The sequence below is a fragment of the Candidatus Zixiibacteriota bacterium genome, from assembly GCA_040756055.1.
GTDB lineage: Bacteria > Zixibacteria > MSB-5A5 > GN15 > FEB-12.
In genome coordinates this window covers 11,710-37,708 of record JBFLZR010000004.1, presented here as the reverse complement: position 1 = coordinate 37,708, position 25,999 = coordinate 11,710, and the positions used below count along the sequence as shown (strand labels likewise).

General features: G+C 52.8%; 16 protein-coding genes and 1 tRNA gene. 6 read left to right on the top strand and 11 right to left on the bottom strand.

Annotated elements, in window-relative coordinates; genetic code table 11:
- Positions 1-4: 4 nt before the first annotated feature.
- The 6 genes from AB1483_08385 to gcvT are packed head-to-tail and all read right to left on the bottom strand — an operon-like array spanning position 5 to position 8,366.
- A complete protein-coding gene (locus AB1483_08385) occupies positions 5-625 on the bottom strand; it encodes a flavodoxin family protein (GenBank protein MEW6412473.1) in 621 nt (206 codons plus the stop codon).
- Entirely contained in the window at positions 618-2,504 is a 1,887-nt protein-coding gene (locus AB1483_08380; protein ID MEW6412472.1) for an ABC-F family ATP-binding cassette domain-containing protein, read from the bottom strand. The genes AB1483_08385 and AB1483_08380 overlap by 8 nt, the downstream gene beginning before the upstream one ends.
- A complete protein-coding gene (locus AB1483_08375; GenBank protein ID MEW6412471.1) occupies positions 2,501-4,576 on the bottom strand; it encodes a BatA domain-containing protein in 2,076 nt (691 codons plus the stop codon). The genes AB1483_08380 and AB1483_08375 overlap by 4 nt, the downstream gene beginning before the upstream one ends.
- A gap of 14 nt (positions 4,577-4,590) precedes the next feature.
- Positions 4,591-6,480, bottom strand: coding sequence for a hypothetical protein (locus tag AB1483_08370; protein MEW6412470.1), 1,890 nt, complete (start codon positions 6,478-6,480; stop codon positions 4,591-4,593).
- 43 nt (positions 6,481-6,523) lie between these two features.
- A complete protein-coding gene (locus tag AB1483_08365) occupies positions 6,524-7,258 on the bottom strand; it encodes a 2-phosphosulfolactate phosphatase (protein ID MEW6412469.1) in 735 nt (244 codons plus the stop codon).
- Positions 7,259-7,262: 4 nt separating this feature from the next.
- On the bottom strand, positions 7,263-8,366 hold the full coding sequence (gcvT, locus tag AB1483_08360; GenBank protein MEW6412468.1) for a glycine cleavage system aminomethyltransferase GcvT: 1,104 nt from the start codon (positions 8,364-8,366) through the stop codon (positions 7,263-7,265).
- 265 nt (positions 8,367-8,631) lie between these two features.
- Here gcvT and AB1483_08355 point away from each other — a divergent pair, with 265 nt between their 5' ends.
- On the top strand, positions 8,632-13,500 hold the full coding sequence (locus AB1483_08355; GenBank protein MEW6412467.1) for a tetratricopeptide repeat protein: 4,869 nt from the start codon (positions 8,632-8,634) through the stop codon (positions 13,498-13,500).
- Between the two features lie 112 nt (positions 13,501-13,612).
- On the opposite strand, the gene acnA is transcribed toward AB1483_08355, so the two are convergent.
- The gene (acnA, locus tag AB1483_08350; protein MEW6412466.1) at positions 13,613-16,291 is read right to left on the bottom strand and encodes an aconitate hydratase AcnA; all 2,679 of its coding nucleotides are present in this window, start codon (positions 16,289-16,291) and stop codon (positions 13,613-13,615) included.
- Between the two features lie 202 nt (positions 16,292-16,493).
- Between acnA and ispE the strand changes: the two genes are divergently transcribed.
- The 5 genes from ispE to AB1483_08325 all read left to right on the top strand — a co-directional run bounded on the left by ispE (position 16,494) and on the right by AB1483_08325 (position 19,546).
- Positions 16,494-17,387: a 4-(cytidine 5'-diphospho)-2-C-methyl-D-erythritol kinase gene (ispE, locus tag AB1483_08345; protein ID MEW6412465.1), complete on the top strand. Its 894-nt coding sequence runs from the start codon at positions 16,494-16,496 to the stop codon at positions 17,385-17,387.
- A gap of 17 nt (positions 17,388-17,404) precedes the next feature.
- On the top strand, positions 17,405-17,668 hold the full coding sequence (gene spoVG / locus AB1483_08340) for a septation regulator SpoVG (protein MEW6412464.1): 264 nt from the start codon (positions 17,405-17,407) through the stop codon (positions 17,666-17,668).
- Positions 17,669-17,690: 22 nt separating this feature from the next.
- Positions 17,691-17,762, top strand: a tRNA-Gln gene (locus tag AB1483_08335).
- Between the two features lie 89 nt (positions 17,763-17,851).
- Positions 17,852-18,811: a ribose-phosphate pyrophosphokinase gene (locus AB1483_08330; protein MEW6412463.1), complete on the top strand. Its 960-nt coding sequence runs from the start codon at positions 17,852-17,854 to the stop codon at positions 18,809-18,811.
- Between the two features lie 42 nt (positions 18,812-18,853).
- Positions 18,854-19,546: a 50S ribosomal protein L25/general stress protein Ctc gene (locus tag AB1483_08325; GenBank protein MEW6412462.1), complete on the top strand. Its 693-nt coding sequence runs from the start codon at positions 18,854-18,856 to the stop codon at positions 19,544-19,546.
- 93 nt (positions 19,547-19,639) lie between these two features.
- On the opposite strand, the gene priA is transcribed toward AB1483_08325, so the two are convergent.
- From priA to AB1483_08305, 4 genes are all read right to left on the bottom strand, one after another.
- Positions 19,640-22,024: a primosomal protein N' gene (gene priA, locus AB1483_08320; protein ID MEW6412461.1), complete on the bottom strand. Its 2,385-nt coding sequence runs from the start codon at positions 22,022-22,024 to the stop codon at positions 19,640-19,642.
- Between the two features lie 66 nt (positions 22,025-22,090).
- Positions 22,091-23,479: a tetratricopeptide repeat protein gene (locus tag AB1483_08315; GenBank protein ID MEW6412460.1), complete on the bottom strand. Its 1,389-nt coding sequence runs from the start codon at positions 23,477-23,479 to the stop codon at positions 22,091-22,093.
- 90 nt (positions 23,480-23,569) lie between these two features.
- Positions 23,570-24,922, bottom strand: a complete 1,353-nt coding sequence (locus tag AB1483_08310; protein MEW6412459.1) for a DUF4139 domain-containing protein — start codon at positions 24,920-24,922, stop codon at positions 23,570-23,572.
- A 123-nt stretch (positions 24,923-25,045) separates the two neighbouring features.
- On the bottom strand, positions 25,046-25,981 hold the full coding sequence (locus AB1483_08305; GenBank protein ID MEW6412458.1) for a squalene/phytoene synthase family protein: 936 nt from the start codon (positions 25,979-25,981) through the stop codon (positions 25,046-25,048).
- Between the last annotated feature and the right edge of the window lie 18 nt (positions 25,982-25,999).

Sequence of the window (25,999 nt, the reverse complement as noted above, 5' to 3'; positions counted from 1 at the left end):
AACTTCACTCTGTCTTCTTTATGAGTACCGATGCGAGATGTTTGCCCAGCTCGCCTATCCGGGCGGAGAGCTCAGCGTCATCCGCGGCGCTGCCTTTTTTCCTGAACTCCGGAGAGGCATAGGTAATGAGACCTTCGTTAACCACCTCCACCCACTTGAAGAATCCGGCGATAACACGTCGGGCGCCTTCGTAATACCCGTTCTCACCGCCGACAAGGATGATGGCCCCCGGACGTTTCTTCTTCAGCAGTTTGATGAAGTCATGGGCCGGGTCGGAGTTTTCGAAATCAGCGGGCCGGAAACAGTTGCATCTGTCTATAAATGCTTTGGCCTGGGCCGACACCGAATCAAAATAAACCGGTGAGCCGAACAGAAGAAGGTCGCATTCGTTTACGAGCAGGTCGTAAACCTCGTTGAGGTCGTCCCAGAAGCAAAAGCGGGGAGTGGGCGCCTCGCCGCAGGCCTGGCAAGGGATGAATTTCAAGTCGTTGAGTTTCACAAAAGACATCTCGGCCGTCTCGTGCGGTCCAAGAGCATCTATGACAGCCTCCGAAAGCCTGTGAAGAATTATGTCTGTCGATGCTTCTTTGACCGGCGAACCCGATATCGATAGGATTTTAATCAAGGTCCACAGCCTCCAACTCGTCCAGCTTATGATACAACCGCAGTATCTCATCTTCCAGTGCATTTTTGCGCTCGGTGCTTTCAGCCAGTTTCTCCCAATCCGAGCGCGGGATGCCATGGTCAATCGCCTCGGTAAGGGCGGCAACTTCCTTTTCAAGATCGGCTATTTTGGAGCGGGTCGATTGAATGTCTTTTTTGAGCCGTGAGCGTTGGCGGGATTTCTCCTTGAACTCGAAATAAGATTGCTTCGATTTCGGCTTCCTGTCCGGAGCCGCTTCGGCAGCCATCCGCTCGGTCTTTTCGCGGAAGAACGAATAGTTGCCGCTGTAAATGCTTATCGAACCGTTGCGGACATAAATTATTTTATTCACTACCTTATCGAGGAAATAACGGTCATGGCTGACTATCAGGAGGCTGCCGTCATATGCACCGAGCGCTTCCTCGAGAACCTCGCGCGATACTATATCCAGATGGTTGGTAGGCTCGTCGAATATTATGAAGTTGGCGGGATGATATAATAGCCTGGCCAGAGAGAGTTTGGTCTTCTCGCCGCCGGACAACATGGCCACTTTCTTAAGTGAATCATCACCCGTAAAGCCGAATCTCCCCAGAAACGACCGGATAGTCCCCATCTCCGCAGTCGGGTCAACCTCCCAGAGGTTTTCCAGCACGGTGCGGTCGGGATCGAGATCCGTAAGCTCCTGATCGAAATAAGCCACATCGACATTGTTACCGAGTTTGATATCACCCTGTATAGGCCCCAGTTCCCCAATGAGTGTCTTGAGCAGGGTCGTTTTGCCCGAACCGTTGGCGCCAATAAGTCCGACCCGGTCACCGCGGTAGAGATCGAAACTGACATTCGTTACAACGGTGGTGTCGCCATAACCGACCGCTACATCGTCAACCGCCAGAACATGAGCGTAAGAGCGGCCGGATGACTGTACTCTGATAGTCGGTCCGCGGCCATCGGTCTTTGGCGGGGGGAGGCGTTTGATGCGCTGAAGGTACTTCAGTTTCGACTGAGCCTGCTTGGTTTTCTGGCCGGCCATGTTGCGCCTGACGTAGTCTTCGAGCCTGAGGATTTCCTCCTGCTGGTGGCGGTAGCGGTGTTCGTGAAGGCGTCGGCGCTCGGCCCGCTCGCTTAGATACTTTTCGAAAGTCCCCACATAAGTATCAATTTTGGCGGACTGAATCTCCCACACCGCCTGCACGGTATTCTGAAGGAAAGCGCGATCGTGCGAGACAACGATATAGGCTTTATCGGTCTTGGTCAGGTAATCCTCGAGCCAGAGTGTCGATTCGATATCCAGATGGTTGGTCGGTTCGTCCAAAAGCAGCAGGTTGCCCTTCCCGGCCAGAATGCGGGCAAGACCGGCCCGGTTCTTCTCGCCGCCGGAGAAATTGACCAGCAAATCTTTATGGCGCTCGACGGGGAAACTCAGCCCGAGCAGTATAGTCTTGATTTCGTTTTCGAATCCGAACCCGCCCTCATGCTCGTATCGATTTTGAAGATGCCCCAACTCGGCAAGAGTTGACTGATCCGAGGGGCGACTGGCAAGATGTTCTTCGAGATGAGCGATTTTCCGACGAAGGTCGAGCAGGTCCTGTCGAGCCGAAGCAACGTAGTCAAACAGACTGTGCTGGAGAAGTTCCGTCTTGTCCTGCTCGGCATAATCTATCAGGCACCTGCGGCTTTTGTTGATCGTCCCTGAATCGCACTGCTGATAACCAACCAGCAAATCGAAGAGAGTGGTTTTGCCGCTGCCGTTTTTGCCCACGAGGCCAATCCGGTCGCCGGTCTTGACGGTGAAAGAGACATCATCGAAGATGACTTGATCGTTGAACCGTTTGCTGAGTTTTTCGGCCGCAAGGAGGGTCATGGCTGCTCCTCAACGCGGGTACCTCGCGAAAGCAGAATCTCCGCGGCAATAAAAAGCAGCGCCAGCCAGACAAAGATCGGCCAGAGTTCGCGGCCGAAACGAAACTCCGAGATAACCGCAGCCATCTCCGCATCATCGGGCAACACTTTCATCCCCGGCGCGCCTGCCGCCATAGCGAACTGGTCAGTATCGACAGAGGTGAGATCGGATTCCTGCGGATCAATATTCACCGCCAAGCGGTCGATTTCACGTCCTGCGTACACAATGTGATAGATGCCCGGAATGCCCGCCTGTGTGATCCGCAGCACCAGCGAGCCATCCTGCTCCTGCGGCGCTATGGCGTACTGGCTGGAGTCAGGCGCAATCAGCTGCATCGAGGTAGCCAGCGCGCCCTTGACCGAGATTGTCCTGGTCAGATTCGTTCCGCAGTAAAGCCGAAGGTCATAGGCCGAAAGATCAGCGGCCAGATACTCGGCGATCCTCGATATGAACGGCACGAAAAAGGCATGACCGGTCAGGTCCGAGAAGCGGGCGTCAAGCGGCGCCGTGAATGTGAGAACTCTCCCGGTGATATACCGCGACTCGACCAGAGCCGGTCGGTCGCCGGTAAATCTCATGAGTGTTCGAGCGCCGGGCACGGTGCGCATTCGGGGCAGGGTATAGAATTTTATTTCCGGCGGACGGTTGTCCGTGAAATTGAACACGGAGAATATCGGATGAGCCATTTCGAACGATCCCAGAGAGTAATACCCGGCCCGGGTGAAGGTCCTTGGAACCGGCTGATCGTAAACGACGCCGGTCAGACCCGACCAGGTCGAGTTGAAAAGTCCCGTATCAGATTCGGGTCCATAGGTGATGAGCAACGACCGTCCCTGTCCGACAAAGGCTTTGATGCGCTGGGCATACGTTTCCGGCAGCGGGGGAGCGCCGGCGAGAAAGATTACATCGTACTCCCAGAAATTGACACCAGACAGATTCTGAGGCTCGGCCACTTTCACTGACCAGTACTGGTTGATGTCGTTTGATGGCGCCAGGGCGAGCGAAAGAAGGCCGCCGGTGTGGTCACCGTCTATGATAAGCAGGTTCGATCTCTCGGGGATGCGGAAACTGAAATAGTAACGATTATCGCCCTGATACTTATCATCAGAAAGCTCAACGTATCCGGAATGGAACCCGGTGGTGGAAACGGAGCGGGTGAATCTGACAGGAGTTTCATCGCCGGCAGGAGCGTCGAAATCGCTCTGGGCCACCCTGTTGCCGTCGATAAACAACGACGCGATGATATCCTGCTGAGCATTTTCGGAGTAATTTTTCACTTTGGCCGTTACGGTGAAATCATGACCCGGAAGGATAAGTTGTCCGCCGAAGTCCAGCTGGGTGATGCCGAGGTTGTCGTTTGGCTCAATAGGAAGGTCAACGAAATAGACCGATGCCGGCAGGTCAGTTAAGACGGCGCTGTCGGGGAGACTGCTGCGCTGTCGGTCCGTTACGATATAGAGTTCCTTGTTGACGTTGACAGCGCTGCCGAGAAGCTCCGCGGCCTGCTTTAAACCTTCAGTCATAGCGGCATCATCGAATGCCGGCGAAATCTGATCGAGCTGCTCGATTGCTATAACCGGCGATGTGAAGTCTGTCGCTTCAAGACCGGTGTCGGTTCCGGCCAGAGCGACAAGGTGAACCTCGTCGGATTCACCAAAGGTCTCAAGCAGCTTGCGGGCACGGTTTTTGGCGATATCAAACAGGTTACCGTCGACCACATAACGATTCATCGAGGCCGAGTTGTCAAGTAACACCACGGCTGACACCGAGGCATGCGAGCCAACCGCACCGGATCGTGTCGTTGGCCGGGCAAAGGCAAGCACCACGAGCAGAATTATCAGCATGCGGATGATGAGCAGCAGAAGCTGCCTTATCTTGAGCCGCCTCACCTGCCGCCGCTGCATCGCCTTCAGATGCTTGAGCGACGAGAACTCGATGACTTTGACTTTTCTTTTCGAGAACAGATGGATAATCAACGGTATCAACGCCGCCGCGGCGGCAAAGAGTACCGTTGAATTCAGGAAATTGAACATGTTAGCGAGCTAAGTTACAGCTGTTCGAGATACTTCTTGGCTTCTGCCTGATGGCATTCTGCCGACGGCAGTCGCAAGACGTTCGCGAAATACTCTTCGGCCGCCTGTTTGTCACCGGCCTTGAGCATGGCTTTACCCAGCCAGAGGTTTATCATACCGCTGTAAAACGGCCTCGTCTCGAGAAATTCGGCCGCCTTGAGATTCTCGATCGCGGGATTCACATCGCCCAGACCGAGTTTGGCCACGCCCAGCCACATGTAGTGAGTAGAGGAAGCCCGGTAGATGGAAATCGCCTGTTCGAAAAGACCGACTGCCTGATGGTAATAATCGGTTGCCGCTTGACGGTCGGCTTCGCTGCCCGATTCGTTGAGAATGTTCGCCAGCATAACATAGCCCTCGCCCTGCGCCGCCGCCTGTTTGCCGCTTCCGATATTGTCCAGCAGAATCGCCCGGGCCGTGCTGTCATCGCCCTGACACAAATAGTACAGAGCCAGATTAAAGTCGACCAGATTATTGTCCGGATCAAGATCATGCGCTTTGGAGTAATCCTCAAAAGCGCCGCTGTAGTCTCCGTTCATCATGCGATAGGAGCCCCGCGCCATGTATCCGGAGGATTGACCGCTATCGATACCGATCAGAAGGCTCTGTATCTCGGCCGCCCCGTAATAATCAGCAGTGTAAAAATATGCCCGCCCAAGAAGCCTCGCGGCTCGAACGGAATCACGGCTGTCGGTCGAAATCTCGAGCGAACGCCGGGAATAATCAAGCATCAGATTGTAATTGAGCATTTGCTCGGCCAGTTGGGCGAAATCGAAGTAATCTTTGGCGGAGACAGTGAGCGTATCAACATACCGTTTCCACTCACCATCAAGCTCGCCTGCCGATTTGCCGTAAGTCTCTTCGAGTTTTTGTCTGAGATTGAGATCATCGCTGGCGGCGTAAACCTCTCTCAGGCGATCAAGGCCGTAACTATCGATCAGATATCTTACGAAACTGGCCGAAGCTCTGTCGGCGGTTAATGGATCGGCGGTAAGATAAGCATGGGTATTGAGAAAAGACTCTATGGATAAGCCGTCATTTTCCTTCAGAATCCGTTTCATGTCGGGAGCGAAAAATGAGTAGTACCCGGCCAGACCTTCGGCAATAAACGGAGGAGCATAGCCATAATTTCGCAACATGGCGGAGTAGATCAACACGAACGGATCAACGGTGTTGACATTTTTGTTGTAGATACCATAGGCGGCGCCGCGCGTCGGGTCGACCGCCATACCAAAGCGGTTGTCCCAGATAACCGAGTTAATCTGGCACGGACAGAGATAGACCGATGTCTTCCCGGGAAGCGTGAAGCCGGCAAACACCTGGAAACGACGGTAGGCTATATCGAGATATTCTCTCACCGCGTGCGCGTGAAAGTCGGCCAGCGTCGTGGGGACATAGTAAATATCCATAAAGGCCGCCGGCAGCACCGAAAATGTCTGATAGGTCCGGTGACTGTAATCGCAATCATCGTCTGTTTCGACTTTCTTCAGGGGAGTTATCACCAGATTGTAGCGTGATCCATTCTTGACTTCAATATCGTCGATTCTGGCGGGAAGGGAGTACTCCATGAGAAAAGCGCGGGAATATGTGTTCACCGGAGGGCCAAGTGTAATAACCTGAGCGCTGAACTGCACGGAGGCGCTGTCAATCCCGGTAAATCTCACTTCGACCGAAAAAGGTCCAACCAGCCCGCTGGCCGGAGTGTCCTTGGCGAATGTCGCGCTGTCCTCAAACAGCAGTGCATAACTCTCTGTCTGCGTGTCATACTGCGATACGGTCAACCGGCACTGCACACCGTCGGCAGCGCTCGAGAAGACCGGCAGACACAGCCCAATAAGAATCAGGGTAAAAAATAGTCTGGTCATCTTTACTTATACTTCTAAATCAGGGTCTGGTTTAAATTCAGTTTCAGTTTTGGTCGGTTTCCAGCACCAGCCGCCCGTCTTTAAGAACAGGCAGAACCGGCATGGAGTCAGTCGCCGAGGCAACCGCGACATCATCGGCAAAGCCAATCGAGGCCAGAAAGCGGCCATGCTCGCCTTCGGCAATGGTCTGTTTGATCCTGCCTTTGTTGGTGCGATACAGCAGCAGCGCCAGCGAGGCAGCATCGTTTTGAATCAATTGAGCCTTGTGCTTTTCCATCAGGAGGTCAATCAACATGCCGCCGCAGATTGTGTCCTCGATAGAAAAGTGACCGTCGCGGCCAGCACAGGCGATGATAGTGTCTTTGTTTTCTTTCGCCAGTCTATCAGCTACCACCGAGACATTCGTCAGGCCGCAGGAGATAACGGGATTGGCGTTGTGGGTCTTGACGAACAGGCCGGTACCGTTGGTCGTGGTCATAATGACGAATTTGTCGCCGACCGTCGCGGCGGTGAACTCAGCCGGCGAGTTGCCGACCTGAAAATTCTCGATTTTGACTCCCTTGCGCTCCCCGGCCAAAACCGCCATGTCGCCGCCAATCTTGGTCCACATCTCACCCGCCTCTCCGGGCCCCGGCGTCGGTATAACGCCCCGGGCGCCGGCGGCAAGAGCAGCGCAGATCGATGTTGAGGAACGAAGTACATCGATCACAACAACCGCCTTTTTAGCGGTCGTGGCTTTACTCAGCGGCACCGGTGTCAGATAGAGGTCTATCTTCATAGCTCTACTTATGTGTGCCGTGTTTATAAAATGGAGGTTTCACGACGGTCGCGGGGAATCTCTTGCTTCGTATATCAATATCCACGGTTGACCCTATTTTGCTTTTGTCCGTTGGAACATAGCCGAGCGCTATTGGTTTCTGAAGCGACGGGGAGAAAGTCCCCGAAGTAACACTCCCGACCATGGCGTCACCATCGAAAATATCATAGCCGTGACGCGGGAATACTTTCCCCTCGAGTTCCAGACAAACCAGCCGCCGCTTCGGCTTCTCTTCTTTCTGGCGCAAAATTATATCTCTGCCGATGAAGTCTTTGTCGAACGATACAATCCAGCCCAGTCCGGCCTCGATGGGGGAGGTGGTCTCGTCGATGTCGTTGCCATAGAGCGCCATCTTCATCTCGAGTCTCAAGCTGTCGCGGGCTCCCAAACCGATAAGCTCCAGCCCCATCGGCTTGCCTTTTTCCATAACGGCGTTGAAGAGCGTCGTGGCGTGTTGCGGAGGGATATACATCTCGAAGCCATCCTCGCCGGTGTATCCCGTACGGGAAAACAGAATCTTAACCCCCGCCACTTTGGCTGTGGCGCAGGTATAATATCTCATGTTGTCGAGGTCGTAATCGGTCAACTGTGACATGAGCTTCTGGGCGTTTGGCCCCTGAATAGCCAGCAGGCCGAAATCATCTGAGCGGTTTTCCAGACTAACATCGCCAAAAAGCTGCGACTGGAGCCACTCGAAGTCTTTGTCGATGTTGGAGGCATTGACCACCAGGAAATAGCTTTCCGGCAGGCGATAGACCAGAAGGTCATCGACTATCCCGCCGGTTGGCAAAGGCATGCAGCTATACTGTATTTCGCCTACTTTGAGGGAGGAGACATCGTTGGTGGTGGTTTTCTGGAGAAACGCCAGGGCATCCGAGCCCGTGACCTCGAACTCACCCATGTGGGACAGGTCGAACAGGCCGATATTTTCTCTCACCGCGAGATGCTCGGCGGTAATTCCCTTATACTGAACGGGCATATTGAAACCGGCAAAAGGGACCATTTTGGCGCCGGCGGCGACATGGAAATCGTAAAACGGGGTTTTAATCAGTTGTTGTGCGTCAGACATTTCTATATTCCTTGCCCCGTGAGGGGCCTTTAAGCTTGTAATTTGAAGTAATAAAGCCGATTGCGAGCGAATGTCAATATCATAGTTGGGGGAAAATGGGAGGCGACAGCTAACCAGGAACAGGATGGCCTAACATGTGTAATGCCAATACCCGTGGGACGTTTGCAGCATTGGCATGTGCGCTTGAAATCTCTTTTGATTCGAAAAGTATATGTAGTATATTGGTCCCGTTCACTCACCCGATCACTTGCTCAAGGGAGGATCCGTGCTCAAGAGATACCTTTTCGTTCTAGGCATAATGATAATGGTCGTGTGGCCGGTCCTGCGCTCCGGCCAGTTGTATGGCGCCGAATATGAAGGCAAGGCCTTGTCGCACACCGAGGGAGGCACTTCCATATCTTTTGACGCCCCCTTCAGGCACGCCGTGGATCTATATACAAATGGAAGCTACGACGAGGTCCTGACGTACGTAAGAGAGATTCAAGCGAAAGATCCCAGCGAATTACGATACTTGAGTTTGGAAGTTGCCGCTGGCATTCTTTCGTCCGATCCAGAAAGTTATCTCGAATCTGTCTACGCCGACAGCGCGACCAATCTGTCAAGTCAACTTCGTCCTGTGATTCTTCAGAACCAGTTGGGCAGGCCACGTGAAGCCTGGTCGGCTGTTGGAGATTTGGTAACAAATTATCCCGACGAGTGCTGGGTTGCTTATTGGGCGGGGATTATCGCTGAAAGCCTTGGAAAGGATTCTCTTGCCCTGGCATACTGGGACTTGTCGTCTCAGAATTCGGTTTGCTATTGGAGGAGTCTCCGCGAAGTGATCGCTCTTCGAGCCAAACGGGGAGAGACCGATCTGGCTGATTCTCTGACGGGCGAATTATATAAGCATGAAGATTATCGCTCCAGCGCCATTACGATTCGGGCCTGGGCGAAAGGGCTCGGTGGAGACTGGGAAGAGGCTCTTTCGATGTTATCGTCCGGCTACGACAGCCTCGGTGAACCGGATCTGGTGACAAATTTGGCTAATGTATACTATTTTCTTGGTCGTCACAATGAATCCATAGCGGTTCTTGAGCAGGCCCTTAAGAAATGGCCACTTAATAAGACACTGATCTGCCAGTTGGCCGAAACGTACGCAGAAGTGGGATTGGTTGATACAGCTTTAAGCTTGATAGTAGGCTTGAAACCCATCCACTTGGCCTTCCACGAGTGCGATGTCCTGCAAAGTATCGCACTTGCGGTGAATGATACTTTGGCCATCAGGAAGTCATCTCACTCTTTGATCAGTGCCAACTTTAACAACATCTATTCAGGGGCGGTCTATCTTGGATGGTTAAATTCGCGGGGCGCCTCAAGCGAAGCAGACTCTATATTTAAATCCCTGGTTGGCTCCTGTTCTCCGATTGCCGAGGCGCAGTACCGAATTACACATTTGGTCGCAGATAATCCCAGGCGCGCTCTCGACGTATATGATTCGGTGATGACCGGGATAGAGCGGTATGATGGCGCAATGGGAACCCGCATAAATCTACTCTTTGCCGCCGGGGAGTCTGAATACGCTGAGAAATTGGCTTCGCAGTATTTGGAAAAATTCCCCGGCGACGTGCGGATACTCAAAACCATTGTGACCCAGGAGTACGGAGCGGGGCACAGAACGCGTGCTCTTGCATGGTTGAACACGTGGGATAGTATGGCCCCCGGCGATTGCACATCAGCGGAAATTCGCGCAATAATCTATCTCGATCAGGGACGAATGGATGAAGCCTCCGAGATAATCGAATCGCTCTTTCAACAATATCCGTTCAAAGCCTACGAAGTCTATCTCTTTGGAATGCTTTGTGGCTTTGAGAAGAATGACCGCCTGAGAGAAATCGCCACACGTTACCTTGCCTCAGGGATTCACTCCGGTGCCCAGGCCATAGAGTTGGCCTCCGCTCTTTCTGTCCTGGAAGAACACGATACAGCGGATAGCATCTTGGCTCATGCCTTGACTCTTCATCCAAACTCCGCGCATCTTTACTATTCCCGAGGCTGGGTAGCAAAGACGGCAGGCAAGTACCAGCTGGCACAGGTTTATTTTCAACGCGCCCTGGAGCTTGATCCTTCCGACCAGCGGTATCAGGGTGCGCTCGTTGGTGCAACCATGGAATCAACGACTCTTGACTCAGCAGTTGTTATGGGACAGCCCGACACCGTTGGTCTGGCCAGGCTGAGTGTCGATTCGGTACTTGCTTTATCGGCTAGCCGCAAGGTCGAACCCGGTGAGTATGGCGGCGTGGTTCTCCACGAAAAAATCCAACACATTTATCGCGATCGGAATCGCAGTCTGTATCGAGTCCATCAGGTCACTCAATTGTGTTCCTCGATGGCAACACAGTGGTACGGTGTCCTGTCGATGCCTTTCACCGCTTACTTGTATACTCCTCATCTTATCCTGGCCAGGACTATCCTGTCGAGCGGTGAGACGATTGAACTCAAGCCCAGCCAGGTTAGGATAACGTCTCCTCCGGTAGACGTGGAGGGCGCCGACATGTCGGACTTGCGGATGTTATCGTTTACGTTCCCGGCAGCTGACAGCGGCGCTATAGTCGAATTTATCGTGCAATTTGAGGGCCGGGACAATCGACCGCAGGATTTGTACATGGATGAACTTCTATCGGATCTCGATCCGGCCATTGAGCGTGAGATCGAACTGGTAGTCCCGAGCTCCTGGCCTATACTGTATGAACATTTCGGAGACTGTGAGTTTAGCATTCTGGAAGATGAAGCTCTGGCAACTTATCGGTGGCGAGCCAACAATGTCGACCGACTCTGGTGGGAAGAGAACGCACCACCTATCTCCGAAGTTGCGGACGGGGTTCGAGCCGGTTACAAACAATCCTGGCAGGATGTGGCATCATCGACGTGGAGCATTATGTCTCCCAAGATTGAGATAAACTCTCAAATTGTGGATCTTGCTCGGAGAATCTCAGGGCGAGCGACGAAGCGAGATGAAAAGATCGCGGCCCTGTTCAGGTTTGTAGCTGACAGTATCCGCTATGTCGCCGTGGAGTACGGAACCGGATCCCACGTTCCTCGGTTGCCTTCAGAGGTCATCGTCAACAGATACGGGGACTGTAAGGACAAGGTGATACTTCTTATATCACTGCTAAAGACCATAGGAATCGAGGCTTATCCAATGTTGGTGGCAAGCCACCCGGCGGGCAACCGTTCGATGACCATCCCGACTTCCGGAATATTTGATCACGTAATCGCCTATTTGCCGGGTGAGATGGGTCGATTCATGGACCCCACGTGCACGGTGTGTGAGACCTTCGTTCTTCCCGTGGAATATAGGGGGCAACAGGGTCTGGTGCTGAAGGGACAGGGGGATCAACCGCTCCTGTCGACGCCCGAACTGACTCCGAATGACGATGCGCTGGGTAGAAGAATCAGGATATTCGCTCAACCTCAGGGAGGAGCCCGAATCGATGTCCAAGTCACCTTCGGCGGTCTCACGGCAGCGGTACTGAAGAGCAATATCGGTAACGCGAGTGCCACTGAGGCTCGTCAGTTTATCGAATTCCAGAGCTGTACAGGGATCTGGCCCGAAGCCAGAATGATTGGCTACGACCACCACGGATTCACGGATCCCGGATACACTGTCGGCTGGAACGCCGAAGTACGTGTCGACAGCGCATTCTTGCCGGGCTACTCGTCTTGTGAGGTTCCGCTGTCCTTCGGCAGTCTCGATGTCATGGTCGATATTCCCGATACGACCGACCGGTTACTCGATGTTTGGTTTGAATCACCAAAGAGAGTCAGGGACGAATTTGTGATTATCCCGGGGCCGGACTGGGAACTTGATGGTTTCTGTCTGCCATGGAGTATGGACACAACTTGGTTCGCAGCCTCGATGGACGCGGTGGAGTTCGCCGACTCGATTGAGATTGCAGTTGAGTTCACCCTGAAAACGAGCCGCGTTCCTGTGGCCGAGTTGGCTGGCTTTGTCGAATCGGTGTGCGAAGTGAAGCGACTGGTGAAAAGCCGAAGTGTCAAATTCCGAAGACAGTTGGATAACCGGAAATTGACCACGCTTCAAGAGGCCTTGGTAGATTCTCCGAATGATGTTTCGATTTTGGTTTCGCTTGCCAATACTTATCTCGGGCGGGATAACGGCGGCAGTGGCTGTCGTGGGAAGGAAAACCGTGCAGAAGCGAAGAAACTCTTGTCTCGTGCTCTCCAGGTGAATCCGGATAATGATATGCTGACTATGCGCTTGGCTCTGCTGCATATGCAGGATGGTCTATTTCTCTCAGCAGACTCGGCAATCCGAGCATTTGCCGCACTAAGGAATGGTTCGCTGCCGACGATGCTGAACATGCTAATGGTCGGGGTGTCGACAGAACTGGGCGATTTTGAGGATGCCCTCGAAAGGCTGGAGACTATAATGACACAGGCCCCTTCGGACCAATTTCGCACTGTTATGGTCAAATTGTATTGTCAGACTGCAAAATTCGATGATGCCCGCAGGCAGGTCGACCTGATGAAGAAACTCGGTTCAGATGCTGGTCAACTGGCGAGAGCGGAGTTCTATTTCTGTCTTTATACCGACAATATTGCCGGAGCCGAGGCCGTGCTCAAACGCTGGCAGACGACACTTATCACCTCGACACTGGCGGCCATGAAAACAGAACTCTATGATCGTATGGAAGACTGGAGTGGGGGCAGTAAAGAGTTCAGGAAATTGCTGGATTCAGAACCGGACAATCATGCATATCTCAACGCTTTTGCCTGGTATCTGGGATTGGCAGACTCCAACTTGACGGAAGCGTTTGAAGCTATAAACAGGGCAATTGACCTCGTCGGCGGCTGCCACGCGACATATTCCAATACGCGGGGTTTGATCTACCTGAAAATGGGCAGTGTTGCTTTAGCGGAAAAGGATTTTACTGAGTCCCTGGAATATCAGGGAGTTGAGGCGCGTGCGACCAACTACTTCTTCTTGGGAGAATGTTGCCTGGCAAAGAACGAACTCGGCCTCGCAAAACAGTATTACTCCAAAGCGGCTAGTGCAGCGCGGGCGAGTTGGATTGTCCGCCAGGCTTCCGCTCGTCTCAACGAGATTGAGGGTCAAGCGGTCGGCTCTGATTAGGTCTATTCCAGCGGGCATCACCCCTCCGGGGGCGCATGGCATGAAATAAAACAGGGGTTCAGAATGTGAACCCCTGTCTCCGTTTACGATAAGATTCTGGACAGCAAGGCTCTCAGCCCTGCTTCAGAAGCTGGCGAAGAACCATCTGAAGAATTCCGCCGTGGCGATAATAGTCGATCTCAACCGGCGTGTCCAGACGCGCGATCATCTTGAATTGCTTGTCACCATGCTTGTTGAAAGCCTTCACCGTCACCGTCTGCTTCGGACGGATATCGTTCGAAAGACCCTCAATCGTGAAAAGCTCGTGACCGGTCAGGCCAAGCGACTCTCTGGATTCGCCGGACAAGAATTCAAGCGGAAGAACACCCATGCCAACGAGATTCGAGCGGTGGATGCGTTCAAAACTCTGCGCCAGCACGGCCTTTACTCCAAGAAGCATGGTGCCCTTGGCGGCCCAGTCGCGCGATGAACCCATGCCATAATCCTTGCCGGCCAGCACCACCAGCGGGATGTCGTCGGCTTTGTATTTCTCCGATGCCTCATAGATCGACATCTGTTCACCTGTCGGCAGGTAAGTCGTCACGCCGCCTTCGGTGCCGGGAGCAAGAAGATTGCGCAGACGGATATTGCCGAAAGTGCCGCGGGTCATAACGCGATCATTGCCGCGGCGCGAGCCGAAACTGTTGAAATCAGCGAACGGTACTCCGTTATCCAGAAGGAACTTGCCCGCAGGGGAATCAGCCTTGATAGCTCCCGCAGGGGAGATGTGGTCGGTCGTGATAGAGTCGCCCAGCACCGCCAGAGCTCTCGCATCCTGAATCGGAGTAATGTCGTGCGGCTTTTTCGGCAGATCGATAAAGAACGGCGGCTCCTGAATGTAAGTCGAGTCAGCGTCCCACTCGTAAAGGTCGCCCGAAGGACTCTTTATCTCGTTCCAGGTTTCGTTGCCATCGAACACCTTCGCATACCTCTCACGGAACATCTCCGGCTTAACCGCCTTCTCGACCGCTTCCAGTACTTCCTTTTCCGTCGGCCAGATTTCTTTCAGGTAAACGTCTTTGCCGTCGCTGCCCTTACCGATTGGTTCATCCGCCAAATTTATATTCGTGGTACCGGCGATGGCGTAGGCGACCACGAGCGGCGGCGAAGCCAGATAGTTGGCTTTGGTGTATGGATTCACGCGACCTTCAAAATTGCGGTTACCGGAAAGAACCGCCGACACTACCAGATTACCTTTCGTGATAGCATCGACCACCGGCTGCGGGAGCGGCCCGGAGTTGCCAATACAGGTGGTACAGCCATAGCCCACATTGTGGAAACCAAGTTTGTCCAGATATGGCGTCAAACCGGCTTTATCGAGATAGTCGATTACCACGCGTGATCCGGGCGCCAACGATGTTTTTACGTACGGCTTGGTTGTCAGTCCTTTCTCGACAGCCTTCTTGGCCACCAGACCCGAGGCTATCAACACGTAGGGATCAGAAGTGTTGGTGCACGATGTAATCGCCGCTATAACGACCGCGCCATGCCCCATCGTCGCTTTATAGCCGTTGGTGATCTCCACCGTTTTGTTGATTTCACTGCCGGGCAGTTCGAATCCGCGCTCTTTGATGGGTTTTGTGAGCGCCCTGCTGAACTCGGACTTCATATCGGTCAGAGTGACCCTGTCCTGCGGACGTTTCGGCCCGGCGAGTGACGGCTGCACGGTAGAGATATCGAGCTCGATTACATCGGTATACTCCGGTTCGGAGGATCCTTTCTCTCTGAACAACATCTGTTCCTTGGCATACCTTTCAACCAGCTCAACCTGTTCATCCGTACGACCGGTCATTCTCAGATAATCGAGGGTGGAGGCATCGAACGGGAAATACCCCATCGTGGCGCCGTACTCCGGTCCCATATTGGCAATCATGGCCTTTGTCGGAAGGCTCAGGTCATCAAGCGCCGGACCGCAATATTCGACGAACTTGCCGACCACGCCCTTCTGGCGAAGCATCTGTGTGACAGTAAGCACCAGGTCCGTGCCGGTAACACCCTCACACAGCTTACCGGTAAGCCTGAATCCGATAACTTCCGGTGTGAGCATATAGATCGGCTGACCGAGCATTACCGCCTCGGCCTCGATGCCGCCGACACCCCATCCCAAAACGCCCAGGCCGTTTATCATGACAGTATGGCTGTCGGTACCGACGAGAGTGTCGGGCATAGCCACGCCATTTTTGACCAGCACGCACTTGGCCAGATATTCGAGATTGACCTGGTGGCAGATACCGGTAGCGGGCGGGACAACCGAAAAATTGCTGAATGATTTTTGTCCCCAGTGGAGAAACTCATAGCGTTCCTTGTTGCGCTCGAATTCCTTGTCCATATTGATGTTGAGGGCCTCAGGCGAGGCGTAAGCATCGACCTGCACGGAGTGATCGATAACCAGATCAACATTAACCATCGGATTGATCTTCTTGGGGTCACCCCCCATGCGCTTCATGGCGGCCCGCAGCGCGGCCAGATCAACCACCGCCGGTACGCCGGTAAAATCCTGAAGCAGGACCCTGGCCGGTTTAAACGGCAATTCAATGTCGCCCACCTTCTTCGGGTTGTAGGCGGCCAGTTTCAGAACGTCTTCGTCTCTGACAATCCGTCCATCGACATTTCTCAAAACGTTTTCGAGCAGTATCTTGATGGAATACGGCAACTTGTCAATAGCGCCGTGTCCGGACAGCTTATCGAGACGGTAAATCTTATAATTTTTGAATTTTGTTTTTAGCTCCGAGGCAGCGCCAAAACTGTTCATATCTTAACTCCTTTTCTGGCTATCACCAAAAATGTCAGGCGCTAATTATATAATACCCCGCCGGTTTTCACAAGCGCCGATGACAATTTCGTCTCACTAATTTCTTTGATTTTCACAGCACACACCCTATTTTAGCGTACATTTTTTTACTATATGTGGTTAAGAACGTCTCTATTAATGAAAGAGAGGCGCACTGACAGGCATGTTCATAAAGGACGAAACAGACAACTCGATAGTAATCGACGCACCGGCGAAGATAAATCTATTCCTGGAGGTGATGAACCGTCGCGAAGACGGCTACCATGATATCAATTCAGTCTTCCAGGCGGTGTCGCTGTATGACCGGCTGGAGTTCACGATATCAGCGAGGCCGGGAATTAAGATTAGTCTGACGGGTGATATCGAGCTTTCGACCGGAGAAGACAACCTGATTGCCCGGGCGTATCGGATGATTTCCGAAGAGTTCGGGGTCGACAGGGGGTTGGAAGTCGTCCTTGAGAAAAACATTCCGGTGGCGGCCGGTCTGGGTGGAGGTTCGGCCGATGGCGCGGCGACAATTCTGGCATGTAACCGATTGTTTAAGTTGAACTTAAGTGCCGGAAGCATGGGCCGATTGTCAGAGCGGATTGGTTCGGACATGCCATTTTTCTTTACCCGTGGTCAGGCGCTGGTAACCGGCAGGGGAGATATTATCGAGGAGATCGAACTACCCACCGATTACTGGGTGGTTCTGGTCAATCCCGGCTGGGAAATCTCTACTGCCGCGGCCTATCACGCCCTTAAAAGGGGCTTGACAAGGTCCAAGAATCCCTTTAACTTGGCTGCGTGTCCGAGGGCTGAGGAGCTTGTTCGGTTATTGAATCTTTCCGGCAACGATTTCGAGAAAGTCCATCTAAAATCCTATCCAGAACTCGGTAGAATTCAGGAGGGGCTTTTACGGAGCGGTGCATCGTTGGCCAGAATGACCGGCTCCGGTCCGACTTTTTTTGGCATTTTTAACAGCGCACCCGAGATTAGGGAAGGAGCAACGTTGCGTCAGGGGAGCTGGCAATTATTCACGGTTTTGCCGGTAACCTTTGCATCGCAGGGCAATTAATTATGGGGGAACCAACCGTGCAAATTACAGAAATCCGGGTCACCCTTCGGGATGAAGAACGGCTCAAAGGTTTTGCGAACGTGACATTTGACGACGCTTTCGTGATTCGAGGCATGAAAATTATTCAGGGCAACAATGGTTATTTCGTATCGATGCCGAGTCGCAAGCGCCCGGATGGAACCTATCAGGACATCGCCCACCCCATCAATAGCGAGATGCGGCGGATGATCGAGGAGAAGGTTCTCGAGGCTTTTGAGGCTGAGGTCAAAGCTCACACCTAAGAATGGGCAGGCCGAAAGATATTGGGGCGTCGTCAAGCGGTAAGACACCAGCCTTTGGAGCTGGCATTCCCAGGTTCGAATCCTGGCGCCCCAGTAAATGAATGCCGGGCTTACAGAGAGCGTAGGTCGACGCGTTTTACGGAAGCGAATTGAATTGTTATTCTACTTGGAAATCAGGCAGCTATGAATTTACGCGATGAGATAAAACTTGTCACCGGGACATCCAACCACGATCTGGCCGAGAGAATCGCCCGCTATGTCGGCGCTGAACTGGCCGCCTGCACGGTGACGCGGTTTTCCGACGGCGAGGTTTTTGTTCAGATTGATGATAATATTCGCGGCGCGGATCTGTTTATCATTCAGCCGACCAACCCGCCCGCGGATAATCTGATGGAGCTGTTGATGCTGATCGAGGCTTCTCGCCGAGCCTCGGCGATGCGCATCACGGCAGTCATCCCCTACTATGGCTACGCTCGGGCCGACCGAAAAGATCGCCCGAGAGTGTCGATTACCGCCAAGCTGGTGGCGAATCTTATTACAACCGCCGGCGCCGATCGCATCATAACGATGGATCTTCACGCCAGCCAGATTCAGGGTTTCTTCGACCTGCCGCACGACCACCTGTATTCATCGGTCATTTTCAACAAATATATTGCGGCTTTGAACCTGATGAATCTCTGTGTGGTGTCGCCGGATGTGGGCTCTATCAAGTTGGCTCGGGCCACGGCAAATATACTCGACGCCGAGTTGGCGATTGTCGACAAGAGGCGGCCCAAGGCAAATGTCTCGAAAGTCATGAATCTGATAGGCGAAGTAAAGGGCCGAAATATACTTATCCGCGATGATATGGTGGACACCGCCGGTTCGATCTGTTCGGCGGCCGAGTTTCTCAAGGAACGAGGAGCGCTCGATATCTATGCCGCCTGCACTCACGGCGTGTTGTCCGGACAGGCCATTGAGAGGATAGACAAAGCCCCTATTAAGCAAATGTTAATTTCTGATTCCATAGATCAAGGCTCTCGGAACCTGCCCGAGAAGTTTCAGGTTCTGAGCTGTGCGGAGTTGATCGGTGAAGCGATAATGAGGATTTTCGAGGAAGAATCCGTTTCATCGCTTTTCGAAGATCAGCCGGTGGTGGATTGAGGACAAAGTGGTAACAATGTATTTGGAGGATATGGTTAGAAAATGAAAGAAGTTAGTTTGGCCGTTTCATCGCGCACGACTATCGGCAAGGGCCCGGCCAGGCGAAGCCGCAGAGAGGGTAGAATTCCGGCCGTTGTCTATGGCCCGGAGGTCGAGCCGGTATCTGTCGAGGTAACCGAGCAGGCTCTGCGGGCGGCTATGAAAGAAGCGGCGGGCATGAGCGCGATTTTTAATCTGGAAGTCAATGGCAAAACAAGAAAAGTGATCGTGCGTGATGTTCAGCGCGATCCTCTTACCAGCCACATAGTTCATATTGATTTTCACGCTATCAGCATGACCAAGCCGCTGCACCTGTCGGTCCCCATCCACATCACTGGTATCGCCCGTGGTGTCAAGACCGATGGCGGCATTCTCCAGACGACCATGCGCGAGCTTGAGATATCCTGTTTACCGTCGGATATTCCCGAACATGTCGTTGTTGATGTCAGTGATCTCGGGATCGGCGATTCCGTTCACGTTCGTGATCTCAATGTCCCCAACGCGAAGATACTCACCGAGCTGCAACGCACCGTCGTTGTGGTTGCCGCTCCTACGATCGTGAAGCTCGAGCCTACCGCTGAAGAACTGGCCGCCGCCCAAGCCGCCGCCGAGGGTGCCGAAGCCGCCGCTGAGGGCGCCGAAGCTGCCGAAGGTGAAAGCAAAACGGAAGAAAAGGGAAAAGAGAAAAAGGAATAGTGCCGGGCACGACATTCCGTTTTCCGATACAAGAAACCGCCGGATCGCCGGCGGTTTTTTTTTGTCAGTCGCTGCGAAAAAAATCTATAATTGCTACATCATATCGTCGGGGTCAACATCAACCGAAAGCTTTATGGTCGATGGCAGGCCAAAACGAGGCTGGCGACTTTCCCAATCGGTCAGGGTGCGAACGAGTTTGACCATCTGATTGGTTTTCACGAACAGATGTCTTCGATATCTTCCCCTCAAAAAGTACATCGGACACGGCGCCGGTCCCAGAATCTGCGCGCCGCTGAGCTTCCGGTCGAAAGCGTTCTTTAGACGTTCCCGGAAACTCAAGGCTTCCTCTTCCAGCTGCTGATCGCGAACCGCCGACAGCACGAAGTTGATGATACGCGAAAAAGGCGGATACCGCAGCGTTTGGCGCGAGATGATCTCACGCTCGTAAAAACCCCGATAGTCCTGGCGGGCGGCATCGATGATAACCTCATGCTCGGGATAATACGTCTGTATGATAACCTCACCCGGACTCCCGGAACGCCCGCTTCGCCCCGCCACTTGAAGAAGACGGGCAAAGGCCTTTTCCGAGGCGCGAAACTCGGGCAAATCAAGATTCATGTCGGCCGACAGTACTCCGACCAGAGTGACATTCGGCAGATCCAGTCCCTTGGTAACCATCTGCGTGCCGAGCAGAAGATTGCTCTTGCCATCGGAGAAGTCCGTGAGAATCTTGTAAGCCATCTTCCGCCCCGTGGCGGAGTCGGAATCCAGCCTGACCGTCTGTGCCTGCTTAAACAGGCGGGGTATGTTTTCCTCGACCTTCTGTGTCCCCACCCCCTGGTAGATGAAATCGCTGCCTCCACACGATGGACAGTTGTCGTAGCGATGCAGAAGATAGCCGCAATAGTGACAACTCAGTTTGCGGCCCACTTTGTGAAAAGTCAAATTCACCCGGCAGTTCGGACATTTCCCCACCAGTCCGCACTCGGCGCACTTTAGCTGCGTGGAGTGACCTCTCCTGTTAAGATATATTATGACCTGCTGATTTTGCCCCAGCCGATCATCGATCTTTTTCTTCAGAGTGTAGGATATATAAGGCAGATCGCCGCGCAGACGGTCGCTTCTCATATCAACCACTTCCACAGTCGGAAGAGTGGCTCCGGCGGGACGCCTGGTGAGCTCGAGTAACTCGTATCTGCCCGTAACGGCGTTGTGGTAAGACTCAAAAGACGGAGAAGCAGAACCCAGCAGTACCGGAATATCGTTCATCTTGGCCCGCATGATGGCGGCATCGCGGCCGTGAAACCGAGGTGACGGATCATCCTGCTTGTACGAACTGTCGTGTTCCTCATCGACTATGACAAGCCCGGGATTCTTCAACGGCGCGAACACCGCTGAACGCGGCCCGACAACAATCTTATAACGTCCCTGCCTGATACCGCGCCAGCTTTCGAGGCGCTCAACACTCGTCATGGCCGAGTGCATGACCGTGACATCGTCACCGAAAAAACCGCGGAAGTATGCCAGTGTGGTCGAGGTCAGCGCTATCTCCGGCGTAAGCACCAGCACTGTCCTGCCCGAATCGATAAACTGACGACAGAGTTGGCAGTACACCAGAGTCTTGCCGGAACCGGTCACGCCGTGGAGGAGGAAGGTCTTGAATCCCTTGTCCGGACTTGGCGAGAGTTTTTCAAGGGCATATCGTTGTTCCTCATTCAGAATCAGTTGTTTGAGATTCTCGCGAGGTCGGATGAAATCGAGCAGCGGCACCGGCTCTTCGCTGTACACGCTCTGAAGGACGCCGGCGACCCGGGCCTGTCTTATGTGATAGTCCGACCACCCGCACGCTTTCAGATCCGAGCGGGACTTGATGTCGTTGAAGGACTCCGGCTGAAATTTTTTGCCGCGGAAAAATTCGTACCATATCGAGGTCTCGCCCGCTCTGAATCCAATCAGTCTTTTACTGTCGCGCGTGTCCTCGTCGGGCCAGCGTTCGATAACAGCCCCCGAATCGACCAGGCGGCGAAGCGACTGCCTGTCCTTTTGGACCAGGTTGCTTAACGTCGCGGCGGTGAGCCTTTTGCCCGGTTTGTACAGTCTCTCCAGATCGTCGGGGAGAGGTTCGCGCAGTATCTCGCTCCAGACATAATCGGCCCCGCGGGCTTTCTTGTACACCGATGGAAGGGCGGCGCTCAGGCAATCGGCTGGATTGGCGAAATAATAATCAGCCATCCAGAGGCAGAAATCAAAAAGTTCCCCTGAAAAATAGGACTCGCTGTCGAGGGTGCGAATGATATCTTTCGTATCGATTCCACCAACAGGTTCGGTGTATTGGAGAAAAAACCCCAACTTGCGACTTCGCCCGAACGGAACGAGCAGTCGCTGACCGCCGCTGAGGCCGGCAAAGTTGTCGGGAACGCGGTAGAGAAACGATTTCTTAAGAGGGCCGCTCACGGCGACCAGAGCGTATCTGGGCATACTCACTAAAATAAATAAAGCGGCAGGTTTTGAGCCTGCCGCTTGAAGATTGTCAAACCTGCTCCGCTACTGCAGGCTCTTGAGCTTTTTATCGACCTCGGCCTCTTTGGCTGACTGGCCTTTCTCGTGATACAGGCTTTTCAGACGTTCCCACGTCTCTTTGTCGCCCGGGTCGATTTCGACCGTCTTCTCGTAGGCCATGATGGCGTCATCGAACTTCTTCAACCTCAAATCGAAATCACCCAGCGAGCGCCAGTACTCGGCCCGTCCGGGATCCAGTTCGGTAAGTTTCTTGAAAGCGCGAGCGGCGTTTTCATACTGGCCCCTGATAGCCACGATCGTGCCGTACTGCTCCCAGGACATGATATTCGTGCTGTCGCAATTTACCGCTCTCTCAAAATATACCAGCGAAGAGTCAAAGGCCTCGTCGCGCTTGCTCCGCCACAGAGTAGCGGTCTTTTCGTCCTGCTGTGTCTGATAATGATTGGCCGAATCAGAGGCGTTTCGAGCGTTCTGGTTGTGGTACAGGCCAACCGCGGTGAGGGCGTCTATGTTACAGGAAGCGTACTCGATAACTCTCTGGTTGACGAACAGGGCCGAGTCATAGAACCCGCAATTGTTATAGCAGGCGGCAAGGTTGTAGAGAGTAAGGGTATCTTCGGTGTAGATATCCGTGTACTGCTTGAAGTAGGGTATCGCTCCGCAGAAATCATTCATCTGGATATTATTATAGGCCAGAGAGAACAGAAGTGAAGCTTTCGAGGCAGTGTCCTCGACCATTTCCACACCCTTGGAAAGCCATTTGATCGCTTCCTGGTATTTGCCCACTTTCTCGTTGGCCTGTCCGGCCGCTATATAAGCACGATGATCGACCGGATTGAGCATGATCGATATTTCCATGTTGGTTACACAGGAATCCACGGTAACATCGATCGACTTCTGCAAGTCGGCTGCCCAGGTTGAATCCGACGCGCCGGCCATCTCCTGTCGAAGCGTGTCGATGCGATGCATCTGCTCGAAGCCTCTGTTGTAAAACTCCTGCCAGTAACGCACTTTTACCGAGTCGTTAAGCTCGGTGTACTCGTCACAGCCCTTCCGGTACTTCTTATCGATCTCTTTGTTTTCACAGCACCTGTGAAGCGAATCGACATAGGCCACCAGCTTTTCAACATACTTCTTCTTGGATTCCAGTTCCGGCGTCTTGTCGATATAGTCGACCATAATCTGAGCCATCAGGTGGAGTCCTTCAGCGTGCGGACCATAGTTTAAGAAAAGGGAGTCAAGATACGTAATGGCCGTTTCGTAGCGCTCGAGATCGCCCGATACAATTTCAATTTTGGCCGAACTGATATAGGCCCCAACCGTTAATTTGCGGTCTTTCTTCCCGGCAAAGGTGCTTCCGACCAAAAATATGGTAATCACCAGAATAATTGCCAGCTTAGCAGATATTTTCAATTGTTCCTCCAATCTTTGGAAATGCGATATTCGGCAATTTTGGTTGCGTAATTTATGCTATTATGTCACCCTTGTCAACTTACATTCTCCCTATCTTAAGTAGCTGCGAATCTTGAACTTCAATACGGTGGACTTATCCGCCCCGACAGGCACTCTGAACACCAGCGTGTAGGCATCCTTCTTCTGGTATTCCATGCTCGACTCAAGTACATCCCAGTAGCCGTATATCTTCTTTTCAACCTCCACCGTCACCGGCTCGTCCTTGCGGTTTTTCAACTCAATTTCGAACATCTGATCCTGGACTTCTGACGAAATCCGGGTCTGGTCAATCACTCTTTGCTCGGCCACGATATCAAAAGCGTATCCGACCCTGACCTTCACTTCTTCGTTTTTCGGAGTGTGATCAATCATGTCTTCGCCCAGAAGAATCATCGAACCATCATCGTCGGCCTTAAACATCCGCACTCTGCCTGCCGGCAGGGGCATACCCAGCCCGGTTTCTTTTGAGTTCGTGAACTTGATATCGACTTCGACCTTCTTAGCATCCCGCTCCGGTCTATAAATAAAGACCTTTTCAACACTCGTGCCGGCTGGCTCGAACAACGATATTTGTTTTGTCTCTTTATCCGCAATCGTGGCCTTGCGCGGGAGAGTGTAAAGATGGTATTCGAAGAAAGCCTTTTCCTCGAATCCGGCGGCTCCCATATCGGCCGTGTAAACCGCCTTGCCTCGTCCGCCGCGAATGAATATCTCCGGTTCTATCCGGCCTATATCTCCGGCAATCAATTTCAGCGTTGCTTCCTTGAAGGTTTTGCCCGAAGTGTTGTCTATGGACGCCCACCCCGAGAGATCCAGGTTCTTTTCATCAGAACCCAGTACCCCCACATATTCGGCGCTCCAGTTCATCCCCGACGTCTGATAGCCGATCTTCCCATCCAGTTTTCCGCTAAAGTCGGAATTGTAAATCCAGAACAGTGTAGGGCGGGTGATCAAACCTTCGGGCAGCGATGGGAAATTCACTTCGGTGATGTGTTCCATCATCACAATTTTGATTCGGCCGGATTTCTCCTGCAGCGTGATGGCGTCTCCGGAAAAGGCCAGAAGCGTGCCGCTGTAGAGTTTGCCGTCTTTATCGATGAGTTCAATTTGCTGGTCAATGTACTTGTTGTACATCTGCTGCGGATCGACCAGATCGAACGCGTAGTTTTGTTCGAGAATGGAAATGTTGGCGTTTGATCCGACAACCTCGAATTGTACCGAAGCCGGGTCAATCTGCGATGGAACATCGGTGAAGGCGAACCGGTTTACGCCCTTCTGGAATTCAAGCGAACGGGTCTCGCTGACTACGCCGAGATTGCTGTTGTAAACAGTAACGGCGACATCATCGGCCATGGCGGCGGCTGACAATATCACCAGCGATGTCGTTAAAATAAATCGTACCACTTTGTCTCTCCGATAATTATACATTTCAAACATCCCCGGGATGCCACATTTCGATACTGCCGGCATGGCGAGCATCCCTTTTCACACTATACAGATATGATAAGAATTTCTTCCTGAAAAGCTTTAATTAATTGGCCTGAACATGCTTACCGTGGCATAGATGCGGTCCTGAACCTCATCGGGGGTGGGGTTGAGCTCTCTGCCTGAGAAATTACCCTTTTCAGTATCAATTCGCTCAAAAATCTGCGAATAGAGGTTGTAAATAATCTCGAGGCTAAGCTGGTACTGAGGCTCAAGATATGGCCGGGTGACATCAACCGTTTTCCTCGCCAGCCCCTGATAATAGGTGGCGAAGTCTTTATACATCGCCATTAGCTGGCGAAATTGCGTAGAAATTGAACCACCCTCGGCTACCGAGGTGAGATCTCTGCGACCAAGTCCACATCGCTTGAGAAGATCGTCCGCAAAATAATTCAGCCCCCTCTTTTGATCCTTCTCGAAATCCCGAATGATATGAACCAGATAGGAAAATACGGCCAGCGGCCGTGCGGCTTTCCTGATATCGAATTCCGGAACCGTATAAACATGGTCAGCCCGGTTGACTCCACACAGGTGCATGAATATCGACGCCGGGGCTACAGCGGCGCCTTCGGTGTATCTCAGAAAACACAGAAACGACCTGAAACCATCGTGGTCCAGATCGTACAGCATCGCTGTGGAAAGCCTGCTCCACGGCCAGACAGGGATGCAAAACCTGTCCATCGTATCAAGTAACTCAACGAGAAAGTCATCGGCAGCTTCCCGACAATTGAGGGCGCTCAGCCAACCGTTGATTGCCTGGGCTATCTGATTTTTCTCCCCGGCGGAAATAGCGCCTTCGACTTTTCTGTCATCGACAAGGTCATCGACAACACGCATCGAACGATAACACACCCTGAAGGCGTCATACCGGTCATCTTCCCAGAATCTCGCCGCGATATCCAGAATGGGATTGGTCAGAATATCCTTGAAGTCGGGCTGCCGGGTGAAATCGAGATATTTTTTTTTATGATCCGCCATGATTACTGGTGAATATAA

Coding starts and splice junctions, on each gene's coding strand:
- AB1483_08330 (MEW6412463.1), top strand. CDS start 17,852: ATGAATTTACGCGATGAGATAAAACTTGTCACCGGGACATCCAACCAC.
- AB1483_08325 (MEW6412462.1), top strand. CDS start 18,854: ATGAAAGAAGTTAGTTTGGCCGTTTCATCGCGCACGACTATCGGCAAG.
- AB1483_08305 (MEW6412458.1), bottom strand. CDS start 25,981: ATGGCGGATCATAAAAAAAAATATCTCGATTTCACCCGGCAGCCCGAC.
- AB1483_08375 (MEW6412471.1), bottom strand. CDS start 4,576: ATGTTCAATTTCCTGAATTCAACGGTACTCTTTGCCGCCGCGGCGGCG.
- acnA (MEW6412466.1), bottom strand. CDS start 16,291: ATGAACAGTTTTGGCGCTGCCTCGGAGCTAAAAACAAAATTCAAAAAT.
- AB1483_08380 (MEW6412472.1), bottom strand. CDS start 2,504: ATGACCCTCCTTGCGGCCGAAAAACTCAGCAAACGGTTCAACGATCAA.
- priA (MEW6412461.1), bottom strand. CDS start 22,024: ATGCCCAGATACGCTCTGGTCGCCGTGAGCGGCCCTCTTAAGAAATCG.
- ispE (MEW6412465.1), top strand. CDS start 16,494: ATGTTCATAAAGGACGAAACAGACAACTCGATAGTAATCGACGCACCG.
- gcvT (MEW6412468.1), bottom strand. CDS start 8,366: ATGTCTGACGCACAACAACTGATTAAAACCCCGTTTTACGATTTCCAT.
- AB1483_08370 (MEW6412470.1), bottom strand. CDS start 6,480: ATGACCAGACTATTTTTTACCCTGATTCTTATTGGGCTGTGTCTGCCG.
- AB1483_08365 (MEW6412469.1), bottom strand. CDS start 7,258: ATGAAGATAGACCTCTATCTGACACCGGTGCCGCTGAGTAAAGCCACG.